Source organism: Oligoflexia bacterium (genome assembly GCA_035326705.1).
In the GTDB taxonomy this organism is placed as follows: Bacteria; Bdellovibrionota_G; JALEGL01; order JALEGL01; family JALEGL01; genus JALEGL01.
The window spans coordinates 200,993-218,750 of sequence record DAOLES010000002.1; the positions used below are offsets into that span (position 1 = coordinate 200,993).

A 17,758-nucleotide genomic window follows, 5' to 3' on the forward strand; every position below is an offset into this window, starting at 1 on the left:
ATAAAGTAGCCCTTTAATGGGCTGCTAAAAATCTATTAAAATAGGTATGGAAACAATCTTTTTGTTTTTTTTATGTAATCTTTGTAGCCTTTAAGATTTTTACTTAGTTGACCTTCTTCAACATATATCCGCCAAGCGTAAGCTCCAATTAAAATAGGTATAGCCCATAAAAAACCGTATATAATGTTAAAAATTAGCGGCGTAGAAGCCCAAAATAAAATTGCCCCTGTATAACTTGGGTGTCGAATCAGTTTATATGGTCCTGTTTTAATGATTGTTTGGTTTTCTTGTATTACTACTTCAGAAGTGAACCACTGCCCAAGATATCGTATAGCATACCATCGGAATAATACCCCGAATAATGCAATTATTAGCCCTATATATTGAATAGGCATAATCTCTTGATGGTTTGAGTGAGATCGTCTTTGAATGTAAAGAATATATATTGGTAAAATAATAATATAAGCTGCAATATTGATTATTATTAATGACTTTTGATCGGCTTTTTTAGTGTTTGTATTTTGTAGTTTGGATTTAGGGTGAGTAAAAATGAGAATTTGTAAAACAATAAAAAATGTCCAGATGATTGCATCTGTGAGAATAAATTTATATATAATAGAAGGTCCGAATAATACCGCAATAGAGATTAGTAAATCACCCATAGCTAACTTATTTAACATACAAATAATATTGAGTATACAGAATGATAGATCAAGAAAACTTAAAAACACAATCTGACCTGACATCGGGAACTTTTTATAATGAAATTAATGGCTTATCAAAAAAAACTGTTAGTCAAATTGCCGATCCAGAACAAGTAGTGAACTTTTTTGAAGTTCTTTTATCGTCAGCAAAAAATTTGACCGTATTTCATATAGATCAAAAGGGTAAAAAAAATGAGATTGTTTTGACTGGTCTGAATGAAGATAAGTCGGCTTTTAAGCTAGATAAGCAGTATAGTGTCCAAAAGTCAGATACAGTATTTTTTTGTTTTTTAAATAGAACACATTGCTTTTTTGTAGAAGAAGCTTCATCAGAGAATTTAATTATTCCAAAAGTTATTTATAACATATCACGACGTTTTTGGTACCGTTATGAAGTTTCTAAAGAAGTAGGAGATTTGATTACGGTTAAAGATGGCGATGGTGATTTTTACAATATTATTAATATATGTAATCATGGTTTGCTATTGTCGACAGAAAAAAAAGATGTTGAACTTTATATTAATGTTCAGCTCAGTCTAAATTATGATGGAGAAAAATATCAGTTCGAAGGGGAGTATGTTCATATTGATGAAACTACAAAAAAAATAGGACTATCTATTATTCGTAATCAGGACTATATAAAATTTTATCAAAAGTTTTCAGATCTATATTTTAGTAAAGTAACCTTATTATCTGAAAAAAAAGATCAAGATAAACTTATAAAATTGTTTGAAAATTCTGTTTTTCCTTCTTTGCCAGAAAAAATTAAAACGCTAGCAGATAAGGCTATAGAAGAAAATTCTATCAGTAAAACATATTTATTAAGAGATAAACAAGATACCATCGCATCAATTTCTACACATTTAGTGAATGATAGAACTTGCTTTATTAATACCTTAGGCATATCAAAAGATTCGCCCAAAAAACTGCCTCTAGATCTTTTTGATAAGATTGCAGATGACGTTTTGAACCAGTTGGATCGAGGATATATTATTGGTATTTGGCCATCGCATGATAAGTTATTAGATAGAACGTACACAGCATTTGCTAAGTCATTGTCGTCTGCAAGAGACAGATTTTATAGTGTTACCAATGCCCATGTTTTTTCTTGTGACGAAGTTAGTGCGCCAGCAATTGATACCCAAGTCGAAGTTGTTGAATATAATTATCAATACCTTAACGAAGTACTAAAACTTATTAAAAAATCTTTTCAAGACTCTTTTATTAATGCTTTTGCACTAGAAGATTATTTGTTTCCAAATAGAAATAATAATTCTATTAAAATTCACTTGGCAATAGAAAAAAATAAAATTGTTGGTTTAATATTATCAGTTAATAATATGCTAACGCCTGATTTATATACCTTAGCGAATCAAAATTGGATTTGTTTAGAAAGTAAAGTTGCTAATAAGCAAGCAATACAAAGTTTGTTGATTTATAACGTGTCTAAATATTATCAGGTCATGAAGCAAAGTACTTTTACAGTTTTTGGAAAAGGTTCTTTGAATAGTAAGGGTGCACGGTTAGAAGCTTTTTTCCCAGATGTCAATTATCTCATTTTTAATAGTACTTTGGTAAAAAGATTTTTAAATTTTTTAAGAAATGTTGAGTTTGAAGTTGCATTTTTTGAAAAACACAAAGACTCTCTAAGCCCATCACTTGTTAAAAAATTAAGAGTACATGTTAAGGATCTTTTGAGAAGACAAAGTGCTCGTATTGAAGGAAAACCTCTAGATGGTATTTCTGGTGTTAGGGTTAATTTTTCTGATGTTAATGTGCCTGCTAAAATTATTTCTTTTGATACTTTCGGAGGTAGGCTAAGCTATGAAGGTTTTAAATCTCCAAAAAAGGGTGATCGTATAACAATTGATATGGTCCTAGGAGGTAAGCAAGTAATTCAGCTCTCTTGTGAAATAAAATATATTTTTAATCAAACTTTATCTGGATATCAAAAAAATGCTTGGATTATAGGTTTTGTTTTTGAGGTGCTTGATGAGCAAAATCATGAAATAATTAAAGAGTACTTGTTTGAAAATGCTAATCCAGAGTTACATTATTTTTCAAAAGATGAATTTGATGAGTTTATAAACTTATTAGATAGGTCAAACTATTTAGATTATTTTGACTCATCTAGAAAAAAAAAGTTAACAGATGAATCATACAGTACATACGAAAAAATTTCAGAAATTTTCCCAGATTTAGCAAGAGTAACAGTTTTAAAAAAAGATAGTAAAGTTATAGGTACTCATTCCTTTTATAGAAGGGCCTGGCATACATGGCAGTTACATCAGCTTGTGGTTGATGAGTCGATGCAGTTGTATAAAGAAAGTATTCCTACTAAAGTTATATTAAAAAGTTCATTCGAATATCTTTCTTTAGATAAAACAGCGGAATATTTTGTAACCTATTTTTCTGATACTGCAGCTATAGCAAAAGTATATTTTGATGTTAGAAATCATGTGCACTCAGTAAGTGACTGCTCATTTAATGCATTTTATTGTTACCTGTTTAATGATTTACAAGCGTTACAATTTAAAGATTATGATGAATATGTTGTGTCTGAAGCAAATGATAAAGATTATGAAATTTTGCAAGGATATTTGGAGTCTTTGGTTCCTAAGATCGAATATGATGCATATGATTTTGGAGATTTACAACAGAAAAAATTCAATTTAAAGTGGAAAGAAAGAAAATTTCAGCGAGAAAGAAAAGCTCTCCTTTTAAAAAATAAACAGGGAGCTATCTTGCATTTTGCTATATTAAATATTAGTCCACAGGGGATTAATTTAATTGGTGCAGTTGATAGTATTAGATTTTTTGATGTTCCGTGGTACGGGGTGCAACCTGAAAAGCTATCCTATCAATATTTAGCATATAAGTGTGCTGAGTATTATAATAATATTGGGAGGTCTCAAGTTTATTTAGAATTTGAACCTGAACTAAAAGATTTTTTTGAAGGTTTAAATGCCCATTCATGTGCAAAAAATTGGCGGTTAACAGCTAATAGGGATACGTTTTTAGTTACTATGAATTATTTTATTAATCGATTTGAACGTTTTGAAAAAAGACTACTGAGACGTAAGAATGCCTAAAGTTTTAACTAACTTATTTGTAGTTCTGTTTGTTTTTTTAAATACATGTATAGCATTTGGTGAGCCTATATACGTAAATTTTCAATATAGTTTTAATGAAAGTAAAAACTTTATATTAGAAGATTCTGATCAAAATGATTGGAAGAAATATGTGCCTAATCAACATTTTAAGCATCCTAATAAGGATGAATATAAATATTGGATCAAGTTTGATTTATATTTAGATAGTTTGAATTATAAAGATCCATCTATTTATTTAGGTTTAATTGGCGATGTGGATGAGGTATACATTAATGGAAAATTTGTAGGATCAACAGGTAAAATAGACGGCAGATCTCCGTCATATTTTCATGTGCCAAGGCTATATAGAGTTTCAAAAGAATATTTAAAAAAAAGAAACACCGTTTATATAAAAGCAAAAAAACAGTCTATTGTAAATGCAGGTATACATTTAGGTAAAGTGCAATTTGGTGAATACGGTGAGCTAATATCAAAAAAAAGAAATGCACAATTTTTTATTTTTGATTTAAATGTTATATTGGCCTTTTTTAGTTTTTTTATTGGTGTATACCATTTATACTTATATTATAGAATACCTACTAAGCATCAAAATTTAATTTATTTTGTTTTTTCAACGTTTTCATCTCTCTTCATTTTGTCTTTAGGTTTATTTTTTGGCAATTACATTGAAAGTTCATGGTGGGTTGTTATTATTCATTCATTGTTGGGTATCTTTACTGCTGTAACGTATTTTATTTTTACACAAAAATTTCTTAATTTAGACTATAAGTTATTTCATAAAATCTTTATTGCTCTAAATATATTATTTGCAGCTATTATTGTTTTAGAGCCAAGGTTTTCTAGAGCATTTGCGTATTATAATATTTGGTATTTAGTTGGTCTCCTTACAATTGCCTATGGGGGATTAAATATTTTCAAACGTTACTATTATGAAAAGAGGAATGATCTTTTTGTAATGTTACTATCGATCCTCGGGCTATTTTTAATAGTGATAGTGGATATTTTAAGCACTATAGGAATATTTTCATTTTATCAAATTACTGGTGTTGGGTTTTTTCTGCTTAATGTAGGTGTTTTAGTTGCTTTAGCTTATGATTTCACTGATGCTTATGTAAATATAGAAAATCTTGTTGAGGATCGTACAAAAGATTTATCTGTTGCAGTTGAACGCCTCAAAGATTTAGAAGAAATGAAAGATAAATTTTTTGCAAATATTTCGCATGATTTTAAAACGCCAATTGCAGTTGCTATGGGATCTTTAGAAGAAATAAAAAGAGAAACTTTGCCCACAGAGACTGTTCAACGGCGAGCCGTTATTGCTGCTGAGAGTAGCCTCAATAAATTGCTTGCTATGGTTGGGGATCTTCTGGATGTAATTAAAGCAGAGTCTGGAGCATTAAAAATGGAATGGACCAGCGTTAATCCTGTTGAAATTTTAAAAGAATGGATGCAGCCATTTTTAGTTCTAGCAAATAAGAAAAGTCTAAAATTAAATATAAAAAACGATGTTAAAGAAGATATTAAAATTCCATTAGATGTTAATAAATTTGAAAGAGTTATTCAAAATTTATTATCCAATGCACTGAAGTTTACCAACTATGCAAAAAATAAAGAAAATCTGATTGAAATTCAGCTAAGGTCAGATAAAGCTTGGTATTATATTGAGGTTCATGACAGTGGAATGGGGATACCCGATGATGAAAAACCGATGGTTTTTGAACGTTACTATCAAACAACAAAAACGTCCTTAAAACATCATGGGGGATCAGGAATAGGTTTGTCGTTTGTAAAAGAAATGATTGAAAATCATAATGGAACCATTACCGTTAAAGATTCTGATTATGGTGGCGTTAAATTTGTTATTGCCTTGCCGTTAAAGCAAAATGTTGAAGTTACGGGTAATTATTTTGTTGGAAGTGATAGTAATGAACACGAAGTCTACAGTGTTGAGTTTCCTAGACGAGCACCAGAAAAAATTAATGAGAGTTTATTTACTATCTTGATTGCTGAGGATAACCCTGAAGTAGCTAATATTACATTAGCGGCGGTTGAAAAAGAATTTAATGTTTATATGGTTGAGAATGGTCAGGAAGCATTTGATTTTATCCAAAATAACACTATTGATTGTTTGGTAACAGACATAGTAATGCCAGTCATGCGCGGTGAAGAGCTGGTTAAAAAAGTAAGGGCATATAATAAAACCAAAGATTTGCCTATATTGGTTCTTAGTTCTCAGAGTGATGAAAACACAGTGGTGGAACTTCTTAAAGAAGGAGCAAATGACTATGTTACTAAGCCATTTAAAAGAGAAGTGTTGTTGGCTAGAGTTTATGGTCAAATTGAAAAACATAAAAGTTCACAATGGATAGCTCAAAATGAAAAAGTTATTGAGCTGGGTATGCTAGCCAGTGGTATTGCACATCAAATAAGAAATGGTTTGCATGCCATGAAAAATCAAATCTCTTATTATGAAAAAACTGCGCAAAGAATTGAGCAAAATATACATGAACTTAGCGCGGAGCAAAGGCTTAAAATTAAAGAACGTTTAGATCAATGTAATGCTATGATGATGCGAGCTTTAAACAGAATAGATTCTCTTACATCATCAGTTAATTCTTACGCTTTAGGTTCAAAGCAAGTGATAGAAATTACATTAAAAGATTCGTTAACCTTAATGAAAGAATTGTTAGCCGACAAAATTAAAAGTTCAGCCGTAACCATAGAATTGGATATTCAAGATAACCTTAAGTTTTTTGGTTACTCTTCATTTCATGAAGTGATTATTAATCTTTTTGTTAATGCCATAGATGCATGCAAACACGATGGTACGGGTAAAATTATACTAAAAGCAAAAGAAAATCGTGAAAAAGTTAAAATTGAAATTGAAGATAACGGCAGTGGTATCAATAAAGACACTTTAGATAGAATTTGGCAACCCTTCTTTACAACTAAAGACCCAGATAAAGGCACAGGATTGGGTTTGTATATTGTAAGAGATATTATTCAAGGACAACACGGCGGTAAGCTTAATGTTTATTCAGAGGGTGAAGGCAAGGGAGCAAAGTTTGTTATTGAAATTCCTAAAGTTGCCAAAGAAGCCACTCAAGACGCCAGTTTTGTCATGCATGGACATGAGGTTTAATCAGCGTAGTTATTTTATTGAAATTTAATTTAGCTGTTCCAATGAATCACTGCCCATGCCCAAACGTTTCATTCTTGAATATAGACTGGATCTTGAAATGTTGAGTAGTTTTGCTGCTTCAGAATAATTGCGATTGCTTGTATCAATTGCACGTTCTATAAAATTGCGTTCAAAGTCATCTAAGGCATCTTTAAATTCATTAACAGGTCTAGGGTTTTGTGCCCGATTGCTTCCCATCATTAACTCGCTTCGTATTCGCTGAGGGATATTGTTTATGCCTAATTCTTCTTCATCAGCAAGTAAAAGCATTTGTTCAAGGGTGTGAAAGAGCTGCCGTGCATTCCCTGGCCAAGGATATGCCGCCAACATGCCTTTGGCTTCAGGGTTTATGCGTTTACCATCAGGGTTTTTATCATCTTGATCTAAAAAGTAATTGATGAGTAAGGGTATATCTTCCGGTCTTTGTCTTAAAGGTGGAATATCAATTTCTATAATATTGAGACGATAAAATAAATCTTCTCTGAATGCTTTTTTGGCAATCATCTCATGCAAATTTTCATTACTGGCTGCGATGACTCTAAAATCTGAATGAATGATACGATTGCCACCAACACGCTCAAACTCTTTTTCTTGAAGTACACGTAAGAGTTTAGCTTGCAAGTTTAATGGCATGCAGCTGATTTCATCTAAAAAAAGATCACCCTGGTCAGCCATTTCAAATTTACCTCGTTTTAAATCAGTTGCGCCAGTAAAAGAGCCTTTTTCATGTCCAAAAAAAGTTGACTCTATTAATTCAGAAGGGACTGCAGCACAATTAACAGCTACAAAAGCTTTTTTTTCCGACATACGATGGATCATTCTTGCCATTACTTCTTTACCAGTGCCACTTTCACCTTGAATGAGGATGTTGGCAGATGTTTTTGCTGCTTTTTCTGCTAGCCTTCTAATTCTTTGTATGCTTTGTGATCGACCAATAAACTCATAAGGTAAGGAATGTTCATTTTCACAATGATTCATGGCTTTACGTAAAGTAAATAAAAGATCTTCACTTTGAAAAGGTTTTGAAACATAATCAAAAGCTCCTGCTTTAAGTGCATGCGAGATTTGTTCAGGCTTGGTTGAGCCTGTGAGCATAAGTATAGGGCAGCCATGCGTAAGTTTGATCAAGTTGGGTAAAATCTCAAGACCATTGTCTTCTGCTAATTGAATATCTAAAAGGATGGCATGGGGCATATTTTTGTCTAAAAAATGGACGGATTCATTAAAGCTGGTTGCCCATTCAACGACATAATGAGCCTCTAAAACTATTTTTATAGCATGATAAATGAGTTTATCGTCATCAATAAGAAGGATAGTTTTCTTGTCCATTTTTTGGACATATATTATTTAAGAAGTGTTTGTCAACTCACTTTTTTGAAGGGGCGTGTGTTTTTTTGCAAGAGGCTCTATATCTTAGAGCGCTTGCTAGTTATGGTGGTAGGGTAAATTTTTTTGGATGGTGAATGCACGGTAAATTTGTTCTGTTAAGACAAGAAGAGCAATGCGATGGGGTAAGGTCATTTTGGATAGACTTAAGTGTTCTTGAGCAAACGCATCTGTATCTTTAGGTAAACCATAAGATCCACCAATAATAAAATACAGATCATGTTGGCAGTGATGGTTGAGTTTATCCGCAAGTTTTTTTGAGCTAAGCTGGGGTCCTTTTTCATCAAGGGCAATGATGTACGCTTGAGCAGATTTTTTTTTAAAAATAGCCTCTAAGTTTTTATTTTCTGAATAACGTAGAATCTCAAAATTGCAAAAATGTTTTAGCCGCTTTTCATAGGTGTTAATCCAGCTTTGTTCTGTTGAAGAAAGTTTTTTTGAAAATGTAATGATTGAAATACGCACTAGCAAGGTATACCTAGCCGTATACAAAAATCAAGTAGCTTGATGTACTATAAAAGCACACAGCACTTTATCATTGAAAGCTGCAGTTTGTTCTTTGGCTGCCTTAGTAAGTTGTTACACAACTACTGGTGAGTAGCAAGGCGCACCGAATCGCGGATATTTTCATAAGGTACATGACCCCACAATTTATCAAAATTGTAGTGCTCACGTGCTTCCTCAAGAAATATATGAACCACAACATCTCCAACATCTAGCAAAATCCATTGGCCGTTTTTATAGCCTTCTAAATGCTGATTTCCTTTTGGAAATTGTTTTAGAATAGCATCAGCCAAGCCTTGGGCATGGGTTGTAGATGTGGCACTCATCACCACAAAAAAATCAGCATAGGCACAATGACCTTGAACATTGAATATTTTAAGATCCAATGCTTTTTGGTTTGAGGCTATTTGCAAGACTTTTTTGGATGCGAGGTCGGGTGAAAGAACAGACTGTTTTTGTTTTGTTGTTGCTTTACTCAGAATATCTTTATTATAACAAAAATGACGCATATGAATCAAATAATATCCTTCTTTTTTTTGGGTTTTAAAAAGAGTGCTTGCATTTTCTCTTTTAGTTCTTGGAAGGTTTTTGCCGAATTTGCAGAAATAAAGCAGGCCTCACTAAACTTGCTTTTTAAAGCTTTTTTGAGAGTTTCTTGCTCTTGGGGTGTAAGTAAATCCATTTTGTTAAACACCAATAAACTGCGCTTATTAAGGAGTGAAGGGTCATATTCTTTTAATTCGTTTTCAATGATGTGATAGTTTTTTACAATTTGATCTACATCATTAGAGGATGCGTCAATTAAGTGAATCAGGTTATTGGCTCTTTCAATATGCCGTAAAAAATCATGACCCAGACCCACACCTTCACTGGCACCTTCAATCAAACCAGGTATATCTGCCAATGTTAGATTTTCGTTCTCAAAATGAACAACACCTAAAAAAGGATGAATCGTTGTAAAAGGGTAGTCAGCGCTTTTTGATTTTGCATTGGTGATATGACTGAGTAATGTAGATTTGCCAGCATTTGGAAGGCCAATAATACCAACATCAGCTAAAATTTTTAGTTCAAGGTAGATCCACATGCCCTCAATGGTTTTGCCGGGAGTGGCTTTTAGCGGAGCTTGATTAACTGATGATTTAAAGTGAATATTGCCTAAACCGCCTTTACCACCCTTTTGTAAAAGACAGATCTCACCATGCGTGAAAACTTCACCTAATTTTTCTTTGCTCTCTGAGTGATAAGCCAATGTCCCAGGGGGAACTTTAAGGTAAATTGGGCTGCCTTGAGCACCATTTTTTTGTCGGGTGCCTCCAGGTTGTCCATTTTTTGCTTTATGATGGCGCTTTTTCTTATAGTCCAAAAGGGTGCTTAAATGCTTAGATGCTACCATGTATACATCTCCACCTTTGCCGCCATCACCCCCATCAGGGCCACCTTTAGGAATATAGCGCTCACGTCTAAAACCAACATGGCCATTGCCGCCATCGCCGGCTTTAATAAAAATTTTAACGTGATCTAAAAATGTGCTGCTTTTTCCCATAACTTGTATTTTGTGTAAAAAAAAAGCCTGACTTGGTCTAGTCAGGCTTTTTAACTTTATTGGTTGCTTAACTTTAAGAGGCTAAAACAACACTGACTTTCTTTTTATCTTTTCCTAAGCGGTCAAATTTTACCACACCGTCAGTTTTTGCAAAAATTGTGTAGTCTTTACCAAGGCCAACATTGTCGCCAGGATGGATCTTAGTGCCCACTTGTCTTACAATGATATTGCCTGCTTTTACATTTTGACCAGCATAAATTTTAACGCCACGCCGCTGTCCATGACTGTCACGACCGTTCTTAGAACTACCACCAGCTTTTTTATGTGCCATCTGCTTCTCCTTGGGGAAAAACGCTTTTCCCCTTTTGACGGAAACGCGGTTTCCGTCAATTCACCCCTTTGCGGTCAACGTCGATATAAAATCTCGTTTCCTCGCTTCTGAAAAAATTCAGGGGGTATATATTAACACCGTATAACCTTACTTGTTACCCTTCAATTGTTTTAATTTCTACTTGTGTATAGTTTTGTCTATGCCCTTGTTTTTTCTTGTAGCCTTGTCTTCTTTTTCTTTTGAAGACAACAATCTTTTTGGCTTTGACTTGAGCACGAATTTCACCTGTTACAGTAGATTTTAAGCCTTCACCTGTCTTTAATGTTGCACCATCAGATACAGCCAAGACATGATTGAATTTTACTTCACTTCCTACTTCACCATCTAGCTTCTCAATAGTGACGATTTCACCAGGTGTTGCTTTAAATTGATGGTTACCCACTTGTACTATTGCATATTTAGACATAATCACGCGACACATATGAGGCTTTTTGTGACTTGTCAAGGGATTTAATATTTTTTTATGTTGGCAAAACGCTTTTGGTAACGGTTACTTATGAAAAGCCACCCCTCTTAACGGGCTTTTTATAAAATGCCCTGAGGGCTCTCATGATGAGTATTTAAAAACATGGACTCAGTCAAATTCATTAAGCTGTACTCATATAATCTTGTTTTGTGAATAAGCAATGAACATTATTGTGTAAGCAGTTGAAATTCCGTTTGCATCTTGGATTTGAGAAAATTCTCTTTGACAAAAAGTTGGCGAAGACATAGGAAGTGGGATATAGTGGGACAAAGTGGAGTATAGTCTCTGCTTTGTGGTAGTAAGTGTAACATTATTTTTGGAGAAACGTAACTGTGTTTAGAGGGCAATATGAACATACAATTGATACTAAAGGTCGTGTCAGTGTGCCGTCTAACTTTAGAGAACTGATTCAAGAAAACTACAGTGAGGCCTTGGTTTTAACGCGGTTTAATGACTGTCTTGTTTGTTATCCACAAGAAGAGTGGGATGCCTTGGAGAAGAAAATAGCTCAATTGCCACAGTTAAAGCCGGAAGTTCAAGTCTTTCAGCGGTTTTTTCTATCTGGAGCCAGCAATTGTCAATTTGATAAACAAGGGCGAATTCTAATTCCTGCATTTTTACGTCAGCATGCCGGTATAGAAAAAGAAGTTGTTTTTGTAGGAATGCTTAAAAAAATAGAGCTGTGGTCTAAAGATAGATGGGAAAAAGCTTTTGCTGAGTCACAAGAAAAGTTTAGTGCAATGAGCAGTGTTTTATCTGATTTGGGGATATAGAAATGGATAGGCACCTAGAACATACATATCAAAGCCAACATATTACAGTTTTACTCAAAGAAGCAGTTGAGTATTTAAATTGCCAATCTGGGCAGCACTATTTAGATTTTACCTTTGGTGGTGGGGGCCATAGTGAAGCAATTTTAAAACAAACAGCACCATTAGGAATTGTAGATGCTTTTGATAAAGATGCTCAAGCCATAGCCAGCTATAACAATGATGCTTTATTAGGAAAACGTCTATTTATTCATCATCAAACAATGAGTCAAGTTCCGCATTGGCTTGATCAACAGCAAAGTTGGTCAAAATATTCAGGAGCTTTGATTGATTGTGGGGTTTCATCTTTTCAGTTGGATCATCCTGGACGTGGGTTTTCATATATGCATGATGGCCCTTTGGATATGCGAATGGATAATCAGAGCGGAATGACGGCTAAGCAGTTGATTTTAAAAAGTTCTGAACAAGATTTAAAAAGAATTATCAAAGATTATGGTGAAGAAAACTTTGCTGGCAGGATTGCAAGAACCATTAAAGAAAGACAAGCGCAGTTAATTAGCACACAAGATTTAGTGGATTGTATCGTGCGCGCAATCCCAGATTTTGTTAAAGGGAAAAAAAAGCAAGCAGTCTTGTCTAGAGTGTTTCAGGCTATTCGTATAGCAGTAAATGAGGAGATGCGTGAAATTGAGCTTGTCTTGGGACACTTATGTGAAAACCTTAAAGCCATGGCAAGAATAGTTGTCATTACTTTTCATTCCATTGAAGATAGACTGGTTAAGCAGTTATTTAAAGAAAAAGAAAAGCATGGTTATGTTAAACGAATTAATAAAAAAGTCATTGTTCCAAGCGAAGAAGAGATAGCGTTTAACCCAAGGTCTAGAAGTGCAAAAATGCGTGTGGTTGAGTGTCTGGGAGGGGCTGTGTCATGAAGTTCCTAGGACACAAAAAGCTTTTGGCCTTAGCAGCACTATTGATGACCTTATCTTTTTCTCTATTATATGTGCGTTCTCGTTTTTTGCTACTGGAATTAAGTTATCAAGTTGGGCAGTTGGAGCAATCTTTATCTAAAAAAGAAAATGAAAGGGATATTCTTTTACTTGAGTTGGCGGTGCTTAAAAATCCAAAAAGGATAGCTAAAATTGCCAAAGAAAAGCTTAACCTTAACCCTTCCGTTCATCCTATATCTGTGACCATAAAAAACAGCGGTGGCGTGCATGACTTTTGAGAATAAAACTTTCAAAATCAAAGTTTTGTTTGTTTTGAGCATGTTTATGCTTTCATTCATGAGTTTGGTTGTAAGAAGTGTTCAATTGCACTTGTTTGCAGATGAAAGAATTGCCAATATGGGCAAGCAAAATAATAGAACCATTCACTTGGCAACCAAAAGAGGCACTATTTTGGATCGTAAAGGTAGAACAATGGCTTTAAGTTTAAAAGTCCCTTCTTACTTTGTAGATCCTCATGTTTTTAAACCAAAGCAAGCACAAATTGAACAGCTTGCCAGCCTATTTAATATAAGCTCAAGAAAACTTTTAAACCGAGTGAAGTCTGGCTCTAGGCGTTTTGCTTGGGTTAATCGTTTTGCCAACCCGCAGATAGAAGAAAAAGTTAAAGCACTTAATATTGAAGGCTTACATTACGTTAGTGAATGGAAACGCTTTTACCCAGATAAAGAGTTGGCAGGACAAGTTTTAGGCTTTGTAGGTTATGAAGGCAAAGGTTTAGAAGGAATTGAACGCTATTATAATGATCAATTGGTTCAAGAAGAAAGATCTATTCAAACCAAGAAAGATGGCAAGGGCCGTACAATTTATTCTGAGGTTGCTGCCGTAAGGACAAAAAAACGAAGTACCCATCTAAATTTAAGCTTGGATGCCAATTTACAATATATTCTTGAAGAAAAACTGGCCATTGGAGCAGAAGAGACAAAAAGTGAATCTGCAGTAGGGGTAATGATGGATCCTTACAGTGGCGAAATATTAGCAATGGCTTCTTATCCAGAAGTTAATCCTAATCAATATTCTCAATACCCTATGCAGCACTGGCGAAATCGTGCAGTTCAAGAAATTTTTGAACCTGGGTCTACCTTTAAAATTTTTACCATGGCAGCAGCTCTGGAAAAAAAAGCACTAAAACCAGATCAAATTTTTCATTGTGAAGAGGGGAGTTTGAATTTTGGCTCAAAAGCAATCCGTAACTCAATTCAAAAAACGTGGCTAGATCCTGAAGGTATTTTAAAATATTCAAATAATGTGGGTTCAGCCAGAATAGGTTTGGATTTAGGGGCACATAATTTATACAAGGCCATAGTTAATTATGGTTTTGGCCAAAAAACGGGATTGGATTTCCCTGGTGAACTTAAAGGATTGTTATCACAATACAAATCTTGGCAACCCATGGATGTTGCAAATATATCTTTTGGCCAAGGTCTTGGAGTGACAGCGGTTCAAATGACAGCAGCAGCAGCTAGTTTTGCTAATGGTGGTTATGCGGTGCAACCAAGCATGTTGCAAAGATCTAAAGAAGAAGTCACGCTATCTAAAACAAAAATAGTTTCTGATAAAACTTTGGAATTCATTCATAAGTGGATGTTTGCTGTTACTCAAAAAGGTGGAACAGGTTATCGCGCCAGAGTTGAAGGCTTTAATGTGGCTGGAAAAACTGGATCAGCACAAATCATAGATCGTACAACTGGTAGTTATTCAAATTCAGATTTGTTTAGTTCGTTCATAGGTTTTGCGCCGCTAGAGAAGCCAAAGTATGTTTTGTTTATTGGTTATAAAAAACCAAAGCAATATCGTCATGGGGGAGAGCTGGCAGCGCCTATATTTTCTGCAGTGATGGCAGAGTCTTTACAGTATGCTGGGATTAAACCTTCAATTCAAGAAAAAGAACAAACTTTTATGTTGGCGCAAGAAAAATCTGGAGCTGACCTGAAAAAAGAAGCAAGTCAAATAGATAAAGATAATTTACAGGATTTAAAAGGCCTATCATTAAGAGAAGTTTTATTTTGGGCATCGGATCAAAGTTTTGATGTTGAAATAATAGGCAATGGGAATGTTTATTCACAACGTCCTGATCCTGGATCAAGTATTATAGATTTACATAAAGTAAAAGTTTATTTGTCATCAAGCTTAGGGGAAACCAAAATATGATGAACCAAGCTTCATATTTACATGAACAAGATCAAGCTATAATGAATGATAAGCGTTTACGTTTGGATATTAACTTTACGGATAATTTTAAAAACAGTGAATCTGTTTATAACATTTTTCATGGTAACCTTCCTGATAAAATACAAGGGGTTTGTATTGATAGTCGAGTGATTGAACCGGGAGATTTGTTTTTTGCTATCAAGGGTGATTCAGGTGTCGATGGACATGATTTTGTACAAGATGCTTTAAATAAAGGCGCTTGTGCCGCAGTTGTTGCAAAAAAAAATCAAAACATAGATTCAAAACTACAGTTGCTGGTAGACGATACACTTATCAGTTTACAAAAATTTGCAAGTGCGTGGCGAAAAGCTTGGGGTAAAATGGTGATTGCAATTACCGGTTCCAACGGTAAGACCAGTACAAAATACTTATGCTTTCAAGTTTTAAAAACAAAATTTAAAATTACACCCCCTAGAAACTCTTGGAATAATGCTTTGGGCGTACCTTTATCTTTATTATCTATTCAGGAACAAGATGATGTTCATGTGTTAGAGTTAGGAATGAATCATCCTGGTGAGATTTATCCACTGTGTTCAATTGCCCAGCCTGATATTGTAGGTATTACCAATATTGGAAGAGCTCACATAGGTTTTTTTGAAAGCATTGAAGGGATTGCGCAAGAGAAGAAAGAAGTTTTACGTTGGTTAAATGAAAACAAGAGTCAGAGTGGTACAGCAATAATAAATCTTGATGATTCAAGGCTTTCTTCTGTTTTGCATAGCAAGGAGTATCAGTTTAAATGCAAAAGTTTTTCTATTGATCAGACTCTGGCCGATGTGCATACAGTTAAACAAGGTGAAAGACAAGTTATTCAATATGGGAAAAATGGTCAGCTAGACAATACAATTAATTTATTGGGTCAGCATAATTTGAGTAATGTTTTGTTTGCTCTTTGCGTTGGTGATGCTTTAAACCTTGATATCAATACTATCAAAAAAGTTTTACCAGATCTTTATCTGCCAGCTTTAAGGCAAGAAACCATTGCATTAGCAGATAATATTGTGCTTTTGGCAGATTGTTACAATGCTAATTTAGATTCTACATTGATTGCAATCAAAACATTAAGCAGCATGCCTCAAAAAAACAAACTGTTGGTTATTGGCGATATGGCTGAGAATGGTGATTTTAGTAAAGAAAATCATTTACTATTGGCTAAAGCAATTGAAAAAGAAAATAACATAGATACAGTGGTATGTTTTGGTAGTGAAACTAAAGTGATTGTTGATTTTTTACAAAACAATAGTTCTAAACAATGCTTTCATTTTAGTGAAAAAGATTTACTGCTCAAAAAAATAAAACAAGAAATTAAAGCGAATATGGCTGTTTTATTTAAAGGTTCAAGAAGTAATGCTTTGGAAACAGTTGTTGAAGCTTTACAAAAAAGTCCTGAGTACAGGAGGGTAGGGTAATGTTTTATCATTTGGTTGATTGGTTTGAGTTGCATGAAACTGCATTTAGAGTGTTTAAGTATATTTCATTTAGAGTATTTCTTTCAATTTTGACTGCCTTAAGCATTTCTCTTTTTTTAGGACCGCCCATTATTCGTTATTTAAAACGTAAACAGGGCCATGCTAGTAATGTTCGTGAAGATGTCCCACAAAGTCACCAGAAAAAAAGTGGTACACCTACCATGGGTGGAATGATGATTATTTTATCAATTGTATGTGCAAGCCTTTTGTGGGCAAGGCTAGATGTTTATTACATTTGGTTAATGTTAGCTTGTGTACTGTCTTTTGGATTGATTGGCTTTATTGATGATACATCTAAAGTAAATAAAACCAGAGGGATGACTGCAAAAGTAAAGTTTGTCTTTCAGGTGCTACTAGGATCTGTTTTTTCAATTATTTTATGGAAGCAAGGATTTGATTTAAATTTACAAGTTCCATTTATCAAAGACCCAAATATTATTTTACCAGTTGTTCTATTTATTTTGTTTTCTTGTTTAGTTGTGGTGGCAACATCTAATGCAGTAAATTTAACGGATGGTTTAGATGGTTTAGCTATTGGGCCTATTTTGGTTGCTGCCGGATGTTTTTTGATTTTTTCATATTTGGCTGGGCATGATGAGCTTTCAAGTTATTTGAATTTGCATCCGGTCCAGGGAGCAGGAGAACTATGTGTCTTCTTTGGAGCAATGCTAGGCGCTGGCTTGGGGTTTTTGTGGTACAACACCTACCCTGCACAAGTGTTTATGGGAGATGTAGGCTCATTGTCCTTAGGTGCAAGCTTAGGTTTAGCAGCGGTTATTGTAAAACAAGAGTTGCTTTTATTTTTGGTTGGAGGGATTTTTGTACTAGAAACGGTGAGTGTCATTATTCAAGTTGTTTCTTTTAAATTAACTGGAAAAAGAGTTTTTAAGATGGCACCTGTGCACCATCACTTTGAGCTTAAAGGTTGGGCGGAGCCAAAGGTGATAGTAAGGTTTTGGATTATTGCAATTGTTTTAGCATTATTATCATTAACAACATTGAAACTAAGGTAA

The 17,758-nt window shown here is 34.2% G+C and carries 15 protein-coding genes; 8 read left to right on the top strand and 7 right to left on the bottom strand.

The annotated features are described in order from the left end of the window. Positions 1 to 35: 35 nt before the first annotated feature. The gene (locus PKC21_04045) at positions 36 to 680 is read right to left on the bottom strand and encodes an isoprenylcysteine carboxylmethyltransferase family protein (protein HMR24509.1); all 645 of its coding nucleotides are present in this window, start codon (positions 678 to 680) and stop codon (positions 36 to 38) included. Between the two features lie 23 nt (positions 681 to 703). Here PKC21_04045 and PKC21_04050 point away from each other — a divergent pair, with 23 nt between their 5' ends. Beyond that, positions 704 to 3,796 (top strand): PilZ domain-containing protein, encoded by a 3,093-nt coding sequence (locus tag PKC21_04050; GenBank protein HMR24510.1) that lies wholly within the window; start codon positions 704 to 706, stop codon positions 3,794 to 3,796. Further along, entirely contained in the window at positions 3,789 to 6,959 is a 3,171-nt protein-coding gene (locus PKC21_04055; GenBank protein ID HMR24511.1) for an ATP-binding protein, read from the top strand. Before PKC21_04050 ends, PKC21_04055 begins: the two co-directional genes overlap by 8 nt. 24 nt (positions 6,960 to 6,983) lie before the next feature. On the opposite strand, the gene PKC21_04060 is transcribed toward PKC21_04055, so the two are convergent. The 6 genes from PKC21_04060 to rplU all read right to left on the bottom strand — a co-directional run bounded on the left by PKC21_04060 (position 6,984) and on the right by rplU (position 11,243). Further along, complete coding sequence (locus tag PKC21_04060; GenBank protein HMR24512.1) at positions 6,984 to 8,327, bottom strand: sigma-54 dependent transcriptional regulator; 1,344 nt, start codon at positions 8,325 to 8,327, stop codon at positions 6,984 to 6,986. Positions 8,328 to 8,423: 96 nt separating this feature from the next. Further along, a complete protein-coding gene (locus tag PKC21_04065; protein ID HMR24513.1) occupies positions 8,424 to 8,849 on the bottom strand; it encodes a 23S rRNA (pseudouridine(1915)-N(3))-methyltransferase RlmH in 426 nt (141 codons plus the stop codon). 122 nt (positions 8,850 to 8,971) lie between these two features. Continuing rightward, the gene (gene rsfS / locus PKC21_04070) at positions 8,972 to 9,397 is read right to left on the bottom strand and encodes a ribosome silencing factor (protein HMR24514.1); all 426 of its coding nucleotides are present in this window, start codon (positions 9,395 to 9,397) and stop codon (positions 8,972 to 8,974) included. 5 nt (positions 9,398 to 9,402) lie between these two features. Further along, positions 9,403 to 10,431, bottom strand: a complete 1,029-nt coding sequence (gene obgE, locus PKC21_04075) for a GTPase ObgE (protein ID HMR24515.1) — start codon at positions 10,429 to 10,431, stop codon at positions 9,403 to 9,405. A 73-nt stretch (positions 10,432 to 10,504) separates the two neighbouring features. After that, positions 10,505 to 10,762, bottom strand: coding sequence for a 50S ribosomal protein L27 (gene rpmA, locus PKC21_04080; protein HMR24516.1), 258 nt, complete (start codon positions 10,760 to 10,762; stop codon positions 10,505 to 10,507). 154 nt (positions 10,763 to 10,916) lie between these two features. Further along, positions 10,917 to 11,243, bottom strand: a complete 327-nt coding sequence (gene rplU, locus PKC21_04085; GenBank protein HMR24517.1) for a 50S ribosomal protein L21 — start codon at positions 11,241 to 11,243, stop codon at positions 10,917 to 10,919. Positions 11,244 to 11,620: 377 nt separating this feature from the next. On the opposite strand from rplU, the gene mraZ reads away from it, so the two are divergent. From mraZ to mraY, 6 genes are read left to right on the top strand one after another with little or no spacing between them, the layout of a single operon-like run. Continuing rightward, positions 11,621 to 12,061 (top strand): division/cell wall cluster transcriptional repressor MraZ, encoded by a 441-nt coding sequence (mraZ, locus tag PKC21_04090; GenBank protein ID HMR24518.1) that lies wholly within the window; start codon positions 11,621 to 11,623, stop codon positions 12,059 to 12,061. Positions 12,062 to 12,063: 2 nt separating this feature from the next. After that, on the top strand, positions 12,064 to 12,990 hold the full coding sequence (rsmH, locus tag PKC21_04095; GenBank protein HMR24519.1) for a 16S rRNA (cytosine(1402)-N(4))-methyltransferase RsmH: 927 nt from the start codon (positions 12,064 to 12,066) through the stop codon (positions 12,988 to 12,990). Further along, entirely contained in the window at positions 12,987 to 13,286 is a 300-nt protein-coding gene (gene ftsL, locus PKC21_04100; GenBank protein HMR24520.1) for a cell division protein FtsL, read from the top strand. Before rsmH ends, ftsL begins: the two co-directional genes overlap by 4 nt. A gap of 40 nt (positions 13,287 to 13,326) precedes the next feature. Next, the gene (locus PKC21_04105) at positions 13,327 to 15,216 is read left to right on the top strand and encodes a penicillin-binding transpeptidase domain-containing protein (GenBank protein HMR24521.1); all 1,890 of its coding nucleotides are present in this window, start codon (positions 13,327 to 13,329) and stop codon (positions 15,214 to 15,216) included. Then, complete coding sequence (gene murF, locus PKC21_04110) at positions 15,213 to 16,685, top strand: UDP-N-acetylmuramoyl-tripeptide--D-alanyl-D-alanine ligase (protein ID HMR24522.1); 1,473 nt, start codon at positions 15,213 to 15,215, stop codon at positions 16,683 to 16,685. The genes PKC21_04105 and murF overlap by 4 nt, the downstream gene beginning before the upstream one ends. Then, complete coding sequence (gene mraY, locus PKC21_04115; protein ID HMR24523.1) at positions 16,685 to 17,758, top strand: phospho-N-acetylmuramoyl-pentapeptide-transferase; 1,074 nt, start codon at positions 16,685 to 16,687, stop codon at positions 17,756 to 17,758. Before murF ends, mraY begins: the two co-directional genes overlap by 1 nt.